Here is a 17,695-nt window from a genome sequence, read left to right as displayed (position 1 = left end):
CGAGTGAGGCGAGGCCTACAGGAACCCGAAACGGTCGGTACCTAGGACTTGACTCTCCGTGACTATACATGTTCTATGTCTCTTAGAACCTGCTCGCAGGCTCGAGAACCCGAGAGGGGCTCAACATGCTTGTCCGTCCGCGAAAGGTACTCCCGACCGTCCTCACGATCTGCGCCGTCCTCTACGCCATCAAGGACCCCGAGGGCGCCGCGACCATCGTCAAGGCGGCGGCGCACCTGGTCATGAGCGCGTCCGAATCGTTCGCACGGTTCGTCCAGACCATCCGCAACTGAACGCAGAAAGAGAGATCCATCCATGGCACACAACACGAACCGCCTCATCCACCCCGCACGCATGTCGCTCGCCGAAGTCGAAACGGCATGGCAGGTGGACGGCGGAACGCCGCTCCCCGAATGCACCTACGACCCCGAGCTGCACACCGGCCCTCGGCTCACCATCGAGAGCAGCCATGAGCGCGCGGCCCGCGAAGCCGTCGCCCGCGAGGTCTGCGCCACCTGCCCGGCCCTGGAGCTCTGCCGGCTCTATGCGCTGGAGGCCCGTCCGAAGTCGGGCATCTGGGCGGGGCGCACACCCGCGGAGTTCGCCGAACTCGCCGGTGAGCTGGAAGACCTGGAGGTGGCCTGATGGCCAGCCGCATTCGTGCCCGCTTCTGGGATCCGGCCGGCGACCGGTACAGGATCCCCACGTACCCGTGGAAGATGGCGCCGCCGCACCTGCGTACCCTTCGCCAGCTCACCGCAGAAGGGCTGCGGCCTGGCGTTCAGGGCGTACAGGCACAAGTGCTGTGGCGCTCCCGCCGCTACGGTGCGCCCGGCGTCCGCGCCGCTTACCTGTACGACGTGCGCTTCGCCCTCCCCAAGCGCACCGCCAGCCTGCGTCAACGCGCCGCGCTGGCCACGGCGAACGCCGCCCGCCGCACCTGCCCGGAGTGCCTGACAGACATCGGGTACCAGCTGCCGCGCCACCCCGGCGTGTGCCTGGACTGCGCGGAGGAGGCGGCCGCATGAGGCGCACCAGCGCACGTCCGCCCGCTCTACCTGCAAGGAGATTCGACTCATGACCACGTCCCATCCCAACCACGACACGCCCCGCCCGCTGACCGAAGGCGAACAGACCGTCATCGCCGTCACCTCGGCGGTAACGGGACTGCTCGGCCTGCTCGGGTTCATCAACAGCTTCGAGCGTGTGGCCGACGCCGCCGAGGCCTCGTTCGGCTGGTTCGCCTGGACCGTTCCATTCGGTATCGACCTCGGTATTGCGGTGTTCTCCGCGCTCGATATCGTGCTCGCCCGCCTCGGTATGCGGCTGGGCTGGCTGCGGTTCATCCCGTGGGCGCTCACGGCCGCGACGGTCTACCTCAACATCATCGGCTACTTCGGCGCACGCACCGACTGGTTCGCCGTAGTGGCCCATGCGATCCTGCCGCTCCTGTGGGTCATCGCCATCGAGATCGGTGCTCACGTCCTGCGCAAGCGTGCCGACCTGGCCAGGGCCGATCACATGGACGGCATCCGCCGCTCACGCTGGCTGCTGGCACCAGTGGCGACCGTAGTGCTGTGGCGCCGGATGGTGCTGTGGGAGGTTCGCAGCTACCCCGAGGCCCTCGGGCGCGAGCGTGAGCGCATCCTCGCCAAGACGGATCTGCAGGATCGGTACGGCCTGCTCTGGCGCTGGAAGGCCACCCGTCGCGAGCGAGCCCTGTACCGCCTCGGCGAACTCGCGCCGAAGGACGCGCCCGTCAAGGCTGTACAAGTCACGCAAGAAGCGGCCCCTCCGGCCCTTCCGCCAGCTCCGCGCAAGCCGAAGAAGCCGCTCGTGAAGCCGACCACGGCGAACCTGGGCGACCTGGTTCCGCTGGGGCGGCGCGTGGCCGCCGACTTGACGGCCCAAGGGAAGCCGCTGACCCGTGACCGGCTGCGAGACGGCATCCGCAGCCTGGGGCAAAGCATCTCGACCGATCGGGCCGGAGCACTCCTGACCCAACTGAAGAGGCAGACACCGTCAGCCGAACGGGAAGACGAGGCCGCCTAATGACCCTGCGCATCACCGACGACCGCATGAGTTCGGACGACTGCCCGCACGTGGCCGACCTTCAAGACGGGCGCTGGACCGTCACCGGTTACCCCGGACAAACCTTCGACCGCATCCAGGCCATCACCGCCATGCTGCTGGCCGAACTGCTCACCCGGCGCCCGTTCCCAGCGGACCGGATCGACCTGTTGGCCGCCACCTGGCGGACCGAACTCGGCATCACCGAGGCGGACGGACCGCACACCCCGACCGCCACCACAACGCCCACCGACCGACCCGACGAGCAGCGGTCCGACCGCTCATCGTCCCTGACCGCCACGTGGGGCGCGGCCTCATCCGCCAAGACAACGACCGCGCCCCAGGACCCCGCGACCAGCAAGTCAGACGAGGTGAACCCATCATGACTCACGAGCAGGACAACCCGAACCACGACGACGGCAACGGGCCGGACCGGTCCGACGCGGACCGCGAGCAGGGCAAGGACGCGGACATCGTCCACCTGGACGCCGCCCGCGCCGGACGCCAGCCCCAGAAGCCGGAAGCCGTCCGGTCCGAACCGGACACGCCTGCGCAGGCGGACGGACCGGTCCTTGAAGGCGCGGTCGTCCGCGTCGACCAGCCCGGTCCGACCGGAGCGGACTGGCGGACCGCGTTCGAGGCGAAGGCACGCAGCCGACAGCCGATCATCCCGCTGTGGCTGCGCTCCCGGTCCGAAGCCGGCGACACCCTCGCCTGGATCAGCCGCCACTACCTGCACATCGCTGGATACCAGGTTGCCCGCCTGCCGCTGTACGGCGGACGGCTGACCGCCCGCGCTCCCCGCGGGCTCCTTCGGCTGGTCGGCGGGAGCATCAAGTGGACGTTCGACCTGGAGGGTGAGCCGGTACGAGTGGCCGCCGTTCAGAAGGAGGACCCCGAGGCGTATCTCAAGCTCAGCAGGCAGCGAGACCGCCGCGTCCGCCTGCGTGTTCTGATCTCCGTCGTCGCGCTGATCACGCTGGCAATCGCCGCCATCGTGGTGGCGGCGCAGCCGACCACCATGCAGTGGATGGCGCTCGCGGTCTCCATCGCCATGCTCGGCATCCTTGGCAAGCCCGCCGACCGCCCGCTGATCAACCGTGCGGTGGTGCCGTCCACGGTGGAGAAGTTGACCAGCGACATCGTCATCCGCGCCCTGACCGTGCTCGGCATCGCCGGCATCAACCAGGCCGTAGCCAAGAACCCGAAGGACGCGATCCGGTTCGTTGCCCCGATCACCCGCGACGGTCCCGGCTGGCGGGCGGACATCGATCTGCCGTACGGCGTGACCGTGGCGGACGTGATGGACAAGCGCGACCGCATGGCCTCGGCGCTGCGCCGCCCGCTCGGGTGCATCTGGCCCGAGGGCGATTCGACCATCCACGAGGGGCGCCTGATCCTGTGGGTGGGGGACAAGGACCTGTCCAAGACGGTCGTCAAGTCTCCGCTGCTCAAGGCCAGCTCACATGACGTTTTCAAGGGCATCCCGTTCGGCTGCGACCCGCGAGGCCGCGCCATCGTTGTCCCGCTCACCGAGCAGAACATCCTGATCGGCTCGCAGCCAGGTCAGGGCAAGACGGCCTCGGTACGCGTGCTGGCCTCGGGCGCGGCCCTCGACCCGTCCGCAGAGCTGTGGATCCACGAGCTCAAGGGCACCGGCGACCTCGACCCGCACGAACAAAACTGCCACCGCTACGTCTCCGGCATCGACGACGAGGCCATCGCCTACGCCGCCGACTCCCTGGCCCTGCTACGGAAGGAGGTCATGCGCCGCGCCGCCGCGCTCAAGGCGCTGCCGCCGGATCTGTGCCCGGACAAGAAGGTCACCCGGCACATCGCCGACAAGCGCTCACTGGGCCTGCACCCGCTGGTCGCCATCTTCGACGAGTGCCAGAACCTGTTCGCCCACGCCGACTACGGCGACAAGGCCGGTCAGGACGCCGAGTTCATCATCAAGCTCGGCCGCGCCCTCGGCGTGATCCTGGTGCTGGCCACGCAGCGTCCGGACAAGGACAGCCTGCCCACCGGCATCAGCGCGAACGTGACCATCCGGTTCTGCCTGCGAGTGGCCGGCCAACTGGAGAACGACATGATCCTCGGCACGTCCGCGTACAAGAACGGCATCCGCGCCACGGTGTTCCAGCCCACGGTAGACGCCGGGATCGGATACCTGCTCGGCGCGGCCCCGATGCCCAAGGTCGTACGCACCGCCTACCTGGACACGCCCGCCACGCAGCGCATCGCCGACCACGCCCACGCACTACGGGCCAACGCGGGAGCGCTGAGCGGACACGCGCTCGGCGAGACGCCCGAGCAGCACGCACCCGCGTACGACCTGCTCGCGGACATCCTCGCCGTTGTCCCGCCGTCCGAGGCCAAGGTCTGGAACGAGACCATCGTCGATCGCCTGGCAGAGTTGCGGCCCGAGATCTATGGCACGTGGGCGGGCCTGGAGGGCGGGGCCAAGACGGCCCAGCTCACGACCGCGCTCAAGCCGTACGGCATCAAGACCTTGCAGGTGTGGGGCACGCCCGAAGCCGGCGGCAAGGGCGCCAACCGCATCGGCGTGGCCCGAGACGACATCACCAAGGCCATCACACACCGTGACGGCGGACGCAGCACCAGCGCCGCGTCCTGAGCCCTGAATCGCCTCTAGACCTAGAGGCCGCCCCCTCTAGGTCTAGAGGCCCTGCTAGAGCCCAAAACCATGTTCGACCAGGGATCTAGCGCCTAGGCACCGACCTGCGGAAACCCTGAAATCGGCCCTTGGAGCCCACATGGCCACCACCATCGCCCTTCTAGCCGCCTGCCTACCAACAGTCACTGTCGGTTACATCGTGTTCTGCCTCGCGTCACCCTGGGGCGCCTGCCAGCGATGCCGTCCCGGCCGCAGGAACCGCACCTGCCGCGCCTGCGACGGCACCGGCCTGCGCTCCCGCCTCGGCTGGCGGCTCTACGTCTACGCCCGCCGCCTGTACCGCGACGGCACCCACTAGCCCAGACCCACGGAAGGAACCCGCCATGTCCGGCGAGACCACCATCACGATCATCGGCAACCTGACCAACGACCCCGAGCTCCGCTTCACTCAGACCGGAACGGCCGTCGCCACCTTCACGATTGCCTCAAGCCCGCGCGTCTACAACAAGCAGCTTGAGCAGTGGGAGGACGGCGAGGCCCTGTTCATGCGCTGCTCGGCCTGGCGCGACCTCGGCGAGCACATCTGCGAGTCGCTCACCAGAGGCACCCGCGTCATCGCCTCCGGACAGCTCCGGATGCGCACCTACGAGACCAACGAGGGCGAACACCGGACCGTCTTGGAGATGACCGTTGACGAGATCGGCCCATCCCTGCGCTTCGCCACCGCCAAGCCCGCCAGGGCGGCCCGCAAGTCCCACACCAGCCACAACGGCACCGCACCCGACCCGTGGGCCGACGCTGCTCCATCGGGTGACAAGCCGCCGTTCTAGCCACTCACGCAGCACCAGGGATACGGCCTCGGCGACCAGCCGCCAAGCACAACCGCCGAGGCCACCCACCCCGATCACGAGGAAAGGCACTGCCAGCATGACAGCCACCAACGCCCGCGACCATTTCCATCACCAGATCCGCGTGTGTACCAAGCGCCTCGGCTCGGATCGCCCGCACCGCGCCCTCCCATTGGACGCCTTCCGTCAGGACCTGGTCGAAGGCAACCGCCTTCGGCTGCGTGAGGACCAGGAGGCGTCCAATGGGGTGGCCTGACCTGACCCGCTCGGCCCTGGAAGCCGCGGCTCGCGGCTGGCATGTCTTCCCGCTCACGCCACGCGGCAAGAAGCCGTTGCGCGGCTTCACCAACTGGGAACGGCACGCCACTACGGACACCGACCGCCTCGCCGCCTTCTGGCCGCGCCAGCCGTACAACATCGGGATCGCCTGCGGCCCGTCCCGCCTGGTCGTGATCGACCTCGACCAGCCCAAGCCCGGCGAGCACCCGCCGGCCACCCACGACCCACAGGACGGCGAGGAGGTCTTCCGCCTGCTCTGCGCCGAGCACGGCCAGCCCTACCCTGACCAGACCTTCACGGTGCGCACGCGACGCGGCGGCACGCACCTCTACTTCACCGCACCCGAGGGTGTACGGCTGCGTAACAGCGCAGGCCACAACGGCGGCCTCGGTTGGCTGATCGACACCCGCGCCCATGGCGGGTACGTCGTCGGGCCTGGCAGCCAGGTCACCCAGCCGGACGGCACCGGCCCGTACGAGATCACCCGCGACCTACCACCCGCGCCGCTTCCGGCCTGGCTCGCTGAGGCCCTCACACCCGCTGGACCTTCCGCGATCAGCACTGCTGACCTGCTGGCGATCCTGCCCGACCACCGGCTGACTCGCTACGGCGAGGCAGCGCTACGGGGCGAGGTGGAACGGGTGGCCACCGCTCGGCGCGGCACCCGCAACCACGCGCTCAACACCGCCGCCTTCAACCTCGGCCAGCTCGTCACACGCGGCGTGCTGCCCGCCGAGGTCGTCATCACCGCTCTCCAGTCCGCCGCCGAGGCCGCGAACGCCGAAGGCGATCCGAACCCGCCTCGCGAGATCGCCGCCGTCATCGCCTCGGGCCTGTCCGCAGGCATGAAAGCCCAACCACGCCGTAGCAGGGCCGCATGAACACCATCCAAGGAGCACCAACCATGAACGACCACACACCCACCGGCGCCGCCCTGCTCGACCGACTACGCGCCGCACTCACCCGCTACGTCATCCTGCCGAGCAGCGAGGCCGCAGACGCCGTCACCCTCTGGATCGCCGCCACCCACGCCCAACCCGCATGGGCGCACGCGCCCCGGCTGGTCATCCGTGGCCCAGAGAAGCGCTGCGGCAAGTCCCGACTCCTGGACGTGGTGGAGGCCACCTGCCACGAGCCGTTCATCACGGTGAACTCATCCAGCGCTGCCGTCTACCGCTCCATCACCGAAGATCCGCCGACCATGCTCGTGGACGAGGCCGACACCATCTTCGGCCCCAAGGCCGACGGCAACGAGGACCTTCGCGGCCTGCTCAACGCCGGTCACCAGCGCAACCGCCCGGCCAAGCGCTACGACGCCGCCACCAACCGAGTGGAGAGCATCCCGACCTTCGCCATGGCGGCGTTGGCCGGCATCGGTGCCATGCCCGACACCATCGAGGACCGCGCCGTCGTCGTCCGCATGCGCCGCCGCGCCCCTGGGGAGACCGCCGCCCCATACCGCCACCGCCGCGACCGTCCGCCACTTCGCGAGCTGGCGGCCGACCTGAACCAGTGGCTTCGCGCCGACCTGCCCGCTCTGGAGGAGGCAGAGCCGAGCATGCCGGTCGAAGACCGCGCGGCCGATACCTGGGAACCCTTGGTCATCGTTGCCGACCACGCCGGGGGAGGGTGGCCTGATTGGGCTCGTGCCGCCACGTTGAAGCTCACCGCCGAGGCCGACGACAACGGCCAGACCTCGGCCCGCGTACGTCTACTGACGGCTTGCCGCACGGCCTTCGGCCCTGACACCGCCCTGCCCACCGCTGTCTTGCTGGAGCGGCTCAAGAGCGACCCCGAGAGCGAATGGGCCGACCACGGTCCGGCCGGACTGACCGCGATGAAGCTCGGCACGATGCTGCGCGAGTACGACATCCGCTCAGGCAACATCCGCTTCCCGAACGGCCAGGCCAAGGGCTACCACCGCGCCGACTTCGCCGACGCCTGGGCCCGCTACTGCCCCAGCCTCGACCCCATCCCGAACGCCGACGTCGTCCCGATCGAGAGGGACGCACGTCCCAGCCGTCCCAGCCTCGTCACCGCAGGTCAGAACGGGACGGCTCCGATCGCTGGGACGGTATGACCCGTCCCACCAAATCAAGCCGTCCCAGGCTTGACCTGCGGAAATGACCCTGGGACGGCTGGGACGGCTCACCCCCGCCCAACCACTCTCGGCGACCAGCCGCCATGCACAACCGCCGAGGCTTCACCCAGCACCGATCACGATGCCCGAAAGGCAAGCACCACCATGACAACGCGTCCCAAAGCCCTGCTCACCATCGCCGAGGTCCTCGACGAGATCGACGTTCCGAAGTCCACCTTCTACCGCTGGCTGAACACCGGCCGCGGCCCGAGGTCCCTGAAACTCCCCAACGGCAAGCGCAAGGTCCGCCGCTGCGATCTGGACGCCTGGCTCACCACCTTCGAGCAGACCGCAGCCTAGAAAGGGGCGACATGCAGACTCACGAGGTCGTGATCTGGAGTATCCGCAACCGCAAGGGCCGCGCCAAGCCGTACCAGCTTCGATGGAAGGTCGGCACAGAGCCGAAATCCAAGGCGTTCCTGACCAGGGCGCTCGCCGATAGCTTCCGTGCCGACCTGCTCAAGGCCGCGAAGAGAGGTGAACCCTTCGACACGCTCACCGGCCTGCCCGCCTCCATGACGAAGACGGAAAAGGTTGCTCTGAGCTGGTACGGCTTCTGCAGGAAGTACGTGCAGATGCGGTGGAAGGGTGCCGCCGCCAAGACCCGTGAGGCCATTGTGGACAGTCTCACGGTCGCCACCTTTGCCCTTCTGGCCGACGAGGCTGCCAGCCTCTCCAAGAAGGAGATCAGAGCCGCGATGCAGTGGGCCCTCATACCGCGCCAGGAGGACGAGGCGGCCCCGCCTCATCTCAACTACGTCGTTCGCGTCCTCCAGAAGGGCACCATCAACGTGAGCGACCTCGCAGACCCCATCGTGGCGCGCAACGTCTGCGAGGAACTCACCCTCACGCGCGACGGCAAACGTGCGGCTGCCGACACGACGGCCCGTCGGCGTCGCGGCCTCAACACCGCTCTTGAATACGCGATCGACCTTGGCGAGCTGGCCGAGAATCCGCTCAAGCGCGTCAAGCAGAAGAAGGTGGCCAGGGATAACACCGTTGATCGGCGATGCGTGGTCAACCCCGTCCAGGCCCGCGAACTCCTCGTGAGCCTCTCCTACGTTGGTAGCTGGCGTCGTGCGAGGGGACGCCGCCTCGTGGCGTTCTTCGCCACGTTGTACTTCGCCGGCCTCCGCCCTGCCGAGGCCATTGGACTTCGAGAAACAGACTGCCTGCTGCCGGAGGAGGGATGGGGACTGCTCACTCTCGAAGTCACCCGTCCCAGCAGTGGCAAGCAGTGGACCGACAGCGGGACCGTGCACGACCAGCGCGGGCTCAAGCAGCGGGAGGAACGCGAGGTCCGGCCCGTGCCGATCCCACCGGAGCTGGTTCGCATCCTGCGAACACACCTCTGCCAGTTTGGCACAGCCCCAGATGGACGGTTGTTCCGCAACGAACGCGGCGGCGTCCTTGGCGCTTCGACCTACTCGCGGGCCTGGGAAGAGGCCCGCCGCTTCGCCTTGACCTCACAGCAGGTCGCCTCGCCCCTCGCCGGAAAGCCCTACGACCTGCGCCACGCCGCCCTGTCCACCTGGCTCAATGCAGGCGTCGACGCGACGGTGGTAGCGGAGCGCGCAGGCAACAGCGTGGAGGTCCTCCTCAAGCGGTACGCCAAGTGCCTCGACGGACGCGACAGCCAGATCAACCGCCGGATCGAGGCCGCCCTTGAAACATGACCAACGAGCGGATCCACGATGCGCGACTGGAGACCCTGGCCAGGCCCGATGCAGGAGGGCGAGGCCGGGGATAGCCACACTGCCATCGAGGCGAGTTGTTTAGTCAGCGATGTCACGGCATCCACGCGCACTTGATATAGACAACACGCGCTGAGCGATGGTCGTCCACCTGGTTTACCGGTTTTGAGCTGCGCGAATGCCTTGCGCGACCTGCATCGGTCTTAAGATCATCCCACGATGTCTCGCACTTGGAATGGAAACATTGGGGACAGTCCTGAAAGTGCCGTACAGGTGCGAACTGAGCCCAACCGAGACGCTCCCGTTCCCTCTCGTCCGGCCAAAGTCGTTGTTAGCGAGCCTAAACGGACCGCCTCTGCCCTTCCTGGACACAGGGCAGGCGCTGTCCCGCTATCGAACCGCATCGTCGCTGCTCAGGCGCGTACGGAAACGTGGGGACATCGGGGGACACATCGAGGGGCAATTCACCCCCGCTGGCTCCGGCATACGAGATAGATCGATAGTAAAGTCCTGCTTGTCACAACAGGTCTGTGGGTGAGGCAAACCATGAAGGCGCGTACGGCCGCGATCATGCGGCGGCTCGTGGTGCGACTGCTAGCCGCGGCCATCGTTGGAGCACTTGTCGGGCTTGCTACCTTCCAGCTGACCAAGGTGGAGGGTCGATGGCTGTTCGTGGTCACCGGAATGGTCGCTGGCGTCGCCGCGGTAATCGCGATCCAGCTCTATAACAAAGCTGCACGGTTGACCGAGGTAAAGGTCAAGGTCCCTCAGGTCAGCGAGCTTACCTTCGTGGTAAACAACGAGAGTAGGCACGTCGCATGGAAATTATTTGTCGAGACCATCACTCGGGTGTCCACCCAGCCACTCGATGAAGATGAAGGGCTGGTTAGGGAGGCAATGACCTCGCTCTATGGGCTGTTCAGCACCACCCGAGACACGCTCAAGGCTAGTAGGCCATCATCCCCTGTTCCCGGCAGCCAGAGTGTGGAACATCTAGCGATTACGATGCTCAATCGCGAGTTACGGCCATTTCTATCGAAGTGGCATCCGCGCTTAAGGGAATTTGAACAAGGAGCCCCCGAGAGTCCTGAGTCGGCATGGGAAGGGAACATGGAATGCCGAACGGATCTGCGCCAGGTTCAAGCCCGCATCAGGGAGTACGCCCTTGGCTATGCCAAGCTGGCTGGGGTTCGAGAACCCGAAGAGATGATCAAAGCTCCGAGTGAAGGCTAGCCGCTGCCGAGCACGCAAACAAGCTAAGACCGGCAACGACAGATTCTCGTTAGCATGATGAGTTGTAAATTTTCCGTGGTCGGCTGTTTATAATCAAGTCCGCCTTGTTTGTCCGATCTTGGAATGCGGTTTCGATCAAGCCACGCAAGAATTCGGCCGACGATGGATACTTCCACCAACGTGCATACAGCTTATCGTTGTCGACATTGTCTGCAACCCGTGCAGGGAGCTTCTTTTCAGCGTAGTTGGCGGCGGACCTGAGCGTGATAGCCATGAGTCCACTTCGCCTATTCTTCTTGTCGTTCCGAAGCGTGGAGAACACTTCCCAGTCGACATAGCGGCGCGCCCATGTACATTTACCGACCAAGACGATAGTCACAGTTGAATCTGTCAGATATCTTTCTCGGATCTGGTCCATTATATAGTCGGTGTCGTCGCTATCGATGATGTCATCCTCGTCGGATACGCCGAGCACTCGTGGAATGAAGACGTGGCCGAATGAGTTGATAAATTCTGCGACCTCATCTTGGTCGTCGTGGTGGTAGGACACAAAACATTTGTGCCTAGTGGGATCATTATTTTTCCTCGCTGCCGCCTCGGCGAGACGGGCGAGGCGAAGCTGGCTGTACGAAGGCATCACTCAACTCCTTGAACCGGCATCAGCTGGCCTTATGAACTAGCGAAGTTTATCGTTGGAGGCGCCCCTTATGCGCTCGTATTCAGAAATCGGGTCTAGTGAATACTCACACCCGGGAGACAAGACCTAGCCTCGATGGCTCAAGTCTTGATCGTGCCGGTGGGAAATTTAGTAGCAGTTTCCGCCTGAATGTCTTGTTCGTGTAGAGCGTATAGCAGGTGACCTTGACCCCGGACCCGAATAGGTCGCCGCCTACTGGAAGGGGTTGCGGATGATGGTACGCCCTGAAGCGACAAGTTCCGGTCCGTTCATGGCTCAGGATGCTGCTGTCGCCTCAGCCACGGCAAAAGGAGGGGCTCGGCGCCGATTGACCGAGCCGTGGTCGGCGAGAACCCGAAGTGAGCGATCGTCACGGCCTCGGCCCGTCCTGGGCCAACTGCTTCAATTGATCTGCGAGTTCGGCTGCGTTGTAGCTGATCGCATGCACCCACACCCCAAGGCCGCCCCAGGTGTTGACAGCCTCAACCCATCGACGCGCGGCAGTAGACTTCGCATCGTCCCTTTCGCTGGGTTCTCCCTTGCCCTCCAGCAGGAGGATACGACCGCTAGTCAGCCTGACTACGAAGTCAGGCCGATAGCGATGGGTCACTCCTAGGTAGAGATATGGAATCTCCAGGAAGAGCTTGTGGTTCTTCACCCACGCCTCAACGACGTCGCTCATCTCCTCTGAATCGAGGACCGCACAGATTTTGCGTTCCAGCCCTGAATCACAGACTGCATGACTGAGATGGCTGCGCAGGGTGGGAACGCATCGATCAGTTGGCGAAGAGAAGTGGAGACCGTCCGTTGTTCCGATCGGCTGATATTCATCAAGAGCAGGCAGGAATCGTTCGGGGCCTTCTCCGGGACGTAGAGCGGCACCCAGTCGCTCACGGATCAGGGTCAAGTACCGAAGGTTGCAGATCTCCCTGGGATCAACACCGTCCGCATAGTCGATCTTTCCTCCGTCCTGCAAGGGCCGGACTATATGCTGAGCGATCTGAAGTGCCTGCGGGAACAGCCACGGTTTCCCGTACGGCTCGATCAGGCCGGCCGCAACTCGGAACATGAGGCGCTGCGTGCGGAAATTTGTGTAGGCACGCTCGCGGTCCTGCACCATGCCACCCATGCCGCCACGAGGCTGTCCGAGGTCAAACTCGACATAGGTGTCGGTTGGATCAAATCGAGGGTTGACCCGGATCGGCTCGATAGCGTCGACATCGACATCAAGGGTGTCCTGGATATCGGGAACGATTTGCACTAGCCGGGGGAACTTGATCCGTAGCGGGTGACGGTCTGCGACGGTGTGGACGATGGTGTAGTTTGGTGGCTTCACCGGTGCCCCTCCGCCACCCTTCGCCATGGGCAGCAGTTGAAATGGCACGCCGTAGACATCGACGTATTCCGGCTGCGACAGGTCAGAATAGTCCGAGCGGCGCAGCCCGCGTCCAACAACCTGTTCACATAGCAGCTGTGAGGCAAACGCGCGTAGTCCCAAGATTTGGGTGACGTTGCGGGCGTCCCATCCTTCTGCGAGCATCGCGACTGACACTAGGCACCGCACCTGCTCGCCTGGCTTGCCCTCACGGCCAACTGTGGCCACGACCTCCCGGATCTTCTCCGCCGCCGCGTTGACTTCGCCGGCCTCGGCTTTGGCCAGCGCATCAGAGTCGATACGTATGGTGACTTGCGGGATGCCGTCAAGGTTCACCAGGTCGGGGCTCGCCTCACCAAGTTCTGCGATGTGGCGTTCTAGCAGCCGGGCAACATGCGTATCGTGGCAGATCACTACCATGGCAGGAGGGATCTTTCTGCCACCCGCCTGCCACAGACGGTAGGTGCGTTCCCATTCACCGGCGAGCTGCTTGAGCGGCCCATCGGCCTCGGCGAGATAGTCCGTCAATGGATGGGAGTCATCTCCGACTTCATTCCGCTTGGGCAGAGTCTTCTTGATGTGCTCCCAAAGATTGCGGTACTTCGGTATTGCCTCGCCGGTGTTGTCGTCAGTAGGAGTCCGCGGAATCTTAACCAGCCCAGACTCGATCGCATCGACGAGCGCGAAGTCAGAGACGATCCACTCGAACGGCGTCCATGCCTTGCCCTTGATCGACCCCGGATACATCGGCGTCGCCGATACATCGATCGTCCTGATGATTTCGCGGTGCTGATGGATTCGCTCCAGCCCGGTAATCCAGATCGTGGCTTCGCGCGCATCTTCGGCGGCCTCGCCGGTGAGCTTGATATCCGGCGGGAAACGGTAGGCGTGATGAGCCTCATCGTTGAGTACCAGCACTCGTCCCGATGGCGCGAGGTCGGTCAGCACACGACGGGAGAAGGCGGCGTCGGACTCACGTCCCCGGCGTACAACAGACCGTTTCGGATCCTCCTTCGAGGCAAGCTGATGCCAGTTCATCACCTGGACGCGTACCTGCCCGAGCAGCGTCGCATACTGCGGAGGGATCAGATCGAAGTCCACGTACAACGACTCAGGGTGTTTAGGGTCGAGACCGCCCGGTCCCGACAAGCGGTGCAGCACCGTGAGGTTCGGGCAGACGACCAGGATCTGGTCGCTGAACCTGGCGTCCAGTCTGTTGTGGGCCTTGTTCATGCCCGACCAGGCGATGACCAGCGCCATCACGAATGTCTTTCCCGTGCCGGTCGCCATCTTCACCGCCCACCGGCTGTAGGCCTCGCCTGAATCGGGAATGCTCACGCCGACCTTGCGTTCGTCGGGGGCCTCGACGAGGAACACGACGGTCTCGATGGCTTCCTGCTGCGCGAAGAACGGTCGGATGTTGGTCGACTTACGGTCGTCGTCGAACCAGTGCCGGAACAGATCGCGTGTGATTGTCGTGCTGCCGGGATAGCCGTCGGTACGCCACTGGCGGACTCGGTCCCGCAGGTCGTTGACGAGTTCCAGCGGGATCAGCTCATCAGTGATGCGCAGTTGCCCGTCAGGCGAAGGCGCGAGGTAGCCGGCTGTCCTGCGCCCTTCACGCATAGTCGGTGCGACCTCGCCGAAATGCCAGTAACGGGTCGGCTCTGTGAACGCGTCGTTGATGATCGGGTTTGCGTCGATCACATTGGTAACTGACTGCTGGCTCATTTACCGCCACCCGCGTGGGGGATCGCGATGATTGCCTCCGCGGCGTTGCCGTCCTGAGCGACAATCCGGACAGCGATGCGACCGTGATCTCCTCGGGAAAACGGCAGCGACTGCCAGCCGTGCAGGGACTGGATAAGATCCGCGTCTACAGTGCCCTTGAGCGCCCTCTGCAGCTTGTCCCAGGCGTTGTTGACAGGGAAGAAAGCCTGTGCAACGCGGAAGACCGTACCGTCATAGTCGTCGTCAAGGAACCACGCCTGCACGCCCGCTCGCCCGAAAGAGGTAACATCGCCCGTCGCGGCATCGAAGGAGTCGACGCCCTCGACGGTGACCCGATAGTCCTCACCGCCGTTGTCGATCCGTACATCGGGCGCCGCATACAGACGGAAGGTCTGCGACGCTTTGGTGTTCTTCAGTAGGTCGCCGACAAGCAGGTCGGGATTGGCTAGCAATAGCGCGACATCGACGCCGCCGACCTTCCCGCTCGCCAGCCGCTCCTGAGCCTCCGCAGACACCGCGAAGCCGCCAAACACGATCAGGTCGAAACCAATCGCGGCACGAAGCGCATCTGACACCTGGCCCATGGTCACAGCACCGAACTTGGGCCCGAGGGAAACTGCGAAACGGGCACGATGTCCTCCGAGATCGGCAATGCCCTCTGCCTGAATCGGACCGGCCGCAGCGATCGGGGCCAATGATTCGATGACATATGGCTTGCCCCCTGGACGGGGAATGCCCTGGACCTTTAGCGCGCTGAGCAGGACGTCGACATGGTTCCCCGACTCAGCGGCAGGGACAGACTCGGCCGCATCCGGGTCGGTTGGGTTCACCGCGTATCGGGACAGTGCCTCGACAGTGAAGGGCCCCGCAACACGCACTCGCCCCTTGACGACCAAGGGCTGATCGTAGAGCGGAACCGTCTCAGGTGGTTCGCCCCGCGCAATCGAGCGTAACGTGATCCGGTCGAGCTTCTTGTACTTCAGGCCCGCGTCGACTCCTCGCTGCTGGTCAACCAGCTCATACATCTCATAGCGCGCCGTGAGTACCCGCTCGCGAGCGATGGCGAGGGCCACCCGACTGGTGTCGATGGTGATCCAGCGCCTGCCGTATTGCTCGGCAACGTATGCCGTTGTGCCAGACCCACATGTCGGATCGATGACCAGATCGCCAGGATCAGTGGTCATCAGGACGCAGCGTGCGATCACTGTCGGGTTGGTTTGAACCACGTACCGCTTTTCTGCGCCGAAGCCACTTTGACCGGTGTCTGTCCAGAAGTTCACCAGCAGCTTGCCTTCGAAGTCATCGAAAAAGCGCACATAGCGAAGGGAATTGCCTACGCCCTGCAAGCGTCGGGCCGCCAGCAAGCGCTCCACGCCCTCACGGCCAGTTTTCCAAACACCTTTGCTTGGCAGATACTCAACCCCGTCAACGACTATCGGGAATCGTGTTGTTTCTGTCCCGCTCTGGGAGGTAAAATCGCCGAGAGTATATGCTCGCGCGCCATGGGGCAACGTGGATGGATCACTAAGCTCCGCCGACGTCATCTTGCGACGTGTGCCGTCCAGCAACTGGATCCACGAGTAATTAAGGTCGTCGCCAACCCCTCGCTTGCTCGTATATAGCTGGCGATACTTCATTTGATTACGTTCTTTGGCGTACCAGATTACGTAATTGCAAGTTGCGGGCAGATTTTTCAGCTCGCCCGGCGAGCCAGCGCCGCTCGTTGTCACGAAGGTGATCATGCTGACAAAGTTCGAGCTGCCGAACACCTCGTCCATCAAGATCCTGACTCGGTGGACGTTTTCTTCGCCTATCTGCACGAACACCGAGCCAGTGTCCGCTAGGAGTTCGCGTGCCACCGTGAGACGCTCTCGGAGGTATGACAAGTAGGAATGGACGCCTAATTCCCATGTGTCACGATATGCCTGAATCATTTCAGGCTCGCGGGTCAACGATGCGTCGGCACCATCCTTGACCGCGCGGTCGCTGATCCTGGGCTGGAAGTTGCTGCCGTACTTGATGCCGTAGGGCGGATCCATGAAAAGACACTGGACCTTACCCGCCATCCGCTCGCGATCGAGCAGGCTGGTCATGACCACAAGCGAGTCACCAAGAATCACGCGGTTCGACCACGCCAGGTCATGCTGATAGAACTCCACGGCCGCCGCTGGGTCGAGTTGATCGACGTCGAACAGCGCCTGTTGCGGCCGTTGGCGCCGCACGCTTCCAACGATCTTCTCGGCGGACAATTCCTCGTGGACGTGAACTGAAGGTGCAGGCACAGAGATCGTGTCCCTCTCTGCGCGTCCAGACCACACTAGTTGCGGGTCAAGATGAGGATCGTAGGCGAATGTCCGGATCGGAGTTTTTTCCCGATCTAGATGCGCGAGTCCGGATGGCGGATTGTTTGTCCGTTTAGCGTCCGCGTGCTCATAATCCTCGATCGGTACGGTTCGGTTACCGTCAGCTCTGGCCCGCCGCGCCATCCGTATCCGCCCATCTCTTTCAAGACCTCTCCTATTTCACATCTTCGCGTTAATGCAGGCAACCGTTACAAGCGCAGCTTGTGGCGGGTGAGGTGAACGAGACTCCGGACGCTTTGCAACCTTGCAGGTCGCGGATCTGTGGCTTCTCAAGGACGGAGATGCCCGGCTTCGGATTGCGAGCTTTCGTGACAGCATCGTTGTACGGCAAGCGCCTCACTTGACTGGCTCGGTGTGCTGATCTTCCTCTCGTCGATGAACCTGTTCCATGTACGGCGGTTCGTGCGGCCAAGACTGGCCCGGAGAGGTTGCACGCTCGGTCGCGGCCGCCGAGCGCCCGTGAACCATCGGACGGCGGCTTGAGATAGTGCAGAAACTCTCACCCGAACGCCTGCACCATCGGGAGGCGAGCTTGTACTGAGCGATCAGAAGCAGTGCTGATCAGGGGGAGGGGCCCGCCTGCAAGCACCAGGTCGTCGTACGCCACTTGTGGTTCTGGGCCGACTACGCCGGCAGCGCTGTCCGCAA

The 17,695-nt window shown here is 64.3% G+C and carries 17 protein-coding genes; 14 read left to right on the top strand and 3 right to left on the bottom strand.

Features of this window, described 5'->3' with window-relative positions; genetic code table 11:
* The first annotated feature begins 125 nt into the window (after window positions 1–125).
* The 14 genes from ABZS69_RS15060 (at window position 126) to ABZS69_RS14995 (ending at window position 10,902) form a co-directional block, all read left to right on the top strand.
* Window positions 126–293 carry a hypothetical protein gene (locus tag ABZS69_RS15060; RefSeq protein ID WP_355371542.1) on the top strand — a complete coding sequence of 56 codons (168 nt, stop codon included), beginning with the start codon at window positions 126–128 and terminating at the stop codon, window positions 291–293.
* 22 nt (window positions 294–315) lie between these two features.
* Window positions 316–645, top strand: coding sequence for a WhiB family transcriptional regulator (locus tag ABZS69_RS15055; RefSeq protein ID WP_355371539.1), 330 nt, complete (start codon window positions 316–318; stop codon window positions 643–645).
* Complete coding sequence (locus tag ABZS69_RS15050; RefSeq protein WP_355371536.1) at window positions 645–1,028, top strand: RRQRL motif-containing zinc-binding protein; 384 nt, start codon at window positions 645–647, stop codon at window positions 1,026–1,028. The genes ABZS69_RS15055 and ABZS69_RS15050 overlap by 1 nt, the downstream gene beginning before the upstream one ends.
* A gap of 49 nt (window positions 1,029–1,077) precedes the next feature.
* Complete coding sequence (locus ABZS69_RS15045; RefSeq protein ID WP_355371533.1) at window positions 1,078–2,052, top strand: DUF2637 domain-containing protein; 975 nt, start codon at window positions 1,078–1,080, stop codon at window positions 2,050–2,052.
* Complete coding sequence (locus tag ABZS69_RS15040; protein ID WP_355371530.1) at window positions 2,052–2,456, top strand: hypothetical protein; 405 nt, start codon at window positions 2,052–2,054, stop codon at window positions 2,454–2,456. Before ABZS69_RS15045 ends, ABZS69_RS15040 begins: the two co-directional genes overlap by 1 nt.
* Window positions 2,453–4,708, top strand: a complete 2,256-nt coding sequence (locus ABZS69_RS15035) for a cell division protein FtsK (protein WP_355371527.1) — start codon at window positions 2,453–2,455, stop codon at window positions 4,706–4,708. The genes ABZS69_RS15040 and ABZS69_RS15035 overlap by 4 nt, the downstream gene beginning before the upstream one ends.
* A gap of 199 nt (window positions 4,709–4,907) precedes the next feature.
* On the top strand, window positions 4,908–5,066 hold the full coding sequence (locus ABZS69_RS15030; protein ID WP_355371525.1) for a hypothetical protein: 159 nt from the start codon (window positions 4,908–4,910) through the stop codon (window positions 5,064–5,066).
* A 25-nt stretch (window positions 5,067–5,091) separates the two neighbouring features.
* On the top strand, window positions 5,092–5,538 hold the full coding sequence (locus ABZS69_RS15025) for a single-stranded DNA-binding protein (protein ID WP_355371522.1): 447 nt from the start codon (window positions 5,092–5,094) through the stop codon (window positions 5,536–5,538).
* A 97-nt stretch (window positions 5,539–5,635) separates the two neighbouring features.
* The gene (locus ABZS69_RS15020) at window positions 5,636–5,812 is read left to right on the top strand and encodes a hypothetical protein (protein ID WP_355371520.1); all 177 of its coding nucleotides are present in this window, start codon (window positions 5,636–5,638) and stop codon (window positions 5,810–5,812) included.
* Window positions 5,799–6,716: a bifunctional DNA primase/polymerase gene (locus tag ABZS69_RS15015; protein WP_355371518.1), complete on the top strand. Its 918-nt coding sequence runs from the start codon at window positions 5,799–5,801 to the stop codon at window positions 6,714–6,716. The genes ABZS69_RS15020 and ABZS69_RS15015 overlap by 14 nt, the downstream gene beginning before the upstream one ends.
* Window positions 6,717–6,739: 23 nt before the next feature.
* Window positions 6,740–7,915: a DUF3631 domain-containing protein gene (locus ABZS69_RS15010; RefSeq protein ID WP_355371515.1), complete on the top strand. Its 1,176-nt coding sequence runs from the start codon at window positions 6,740–6,742 to the stop codon at window positions 7,913–7,915.
* Between the two features lie 165 nt (window positions 7,916–8,080).
* Window positions 8,081–8,275, top strand: a complete 195-nt coding sequence (locus ABZS69_RS15005) for a helix-turn-helix domain-containing protein (RefSeq protein WP_355371511.1) — start codon at window positions 8,081–8,083, stop codon at window positions 8,273–8,275.
* Window positions 8,276–8,286: 11 nt separating this feature from the next.
* Window positions 8,287–9,651, top strand: a complete 1,365-nt coding sequence (locus ABZS69_RS15000) for a site-specific integrase (RefSeq protein WP_355371508.1) — start codon at window positions 8,287–8,289, stop codon at window positions 9,649–9,651.
* Window positions 9,652–10,239: 588 nt separating this feature from the next.
* A complete protein-coding gene (locus ABZS69_RS14995; RefSeq protein ID WP_355371505.1) occupies window positions 10,240–10,902 on the top strand; it encodes a hypothetical protein in 663 nt (220 codons plus the stop codon).
* A 49-nt stretch (window positions 10,903–10,951) separates the two neighbouring features.
* Here ABZS69_RS14995 and ABZS69_RS14990 read toward each other — a convergent pair whose 3' ends face one another.
* The 3 genes from ABZS69_RS14990 to ABZS69_RS14980 all read right to left on the bottom strand — a co-directional run bounded on the left by ABZS69_RS14990 (window position 10,952) and on the right by ABZS69_RS14980 (window position 16,933).
* Entirely contained in the window at window positions 10,952–11,539 is a 588-nt protein-coding gene (locus tag ABZS69_RS14990; protein WP_355371503.1) for a TIR domain-containing protein, read from the bottom strand.
* 409 nt (window positions 11,540–11,948) lie between these two features.
* A complete protein-coding gene (locus tag ABZS69_RS14985; protein WP_355371500.1) occupies window positions 11,949–14,684 on the bottom strand; it encodes a DEAD/DEAH box helicase family protein in 2,736 nt (911 codons plus the stop codon).
* The gene (locus ABZS69_RS14980; RefSeq protein ID WP_355371498.1) at window positions 14,681–16,933 is read right to left on the bottom strand and encodes a site-specific DNA-methyltransferase; all 2,253 of its coding nucleotides are present in this window, start codon (window positions 16,931–16,933) and stop codon (window positions 14,681–14,683) included. The genes ABZS69_RS14985 and ABZS69_RS14980 overlap by 4 nt, the downstream gene beginning before the upstream one ends.
* Window positions 16,934–17,695 lie beyond the last annotated feature (762 nt).

Source organism: Nonomuraea sp. NPDC005650, assembly GCF_040605375.1.
Classification (GTDB): Bacteria; Actinomycetota; Actinomycetes; order Streptosporangiales; family Streptosporangiaceae; genus Nonomuraea.
This window is presented reverse-complemented; position numbering and strand designations above follow the sequence as displayed.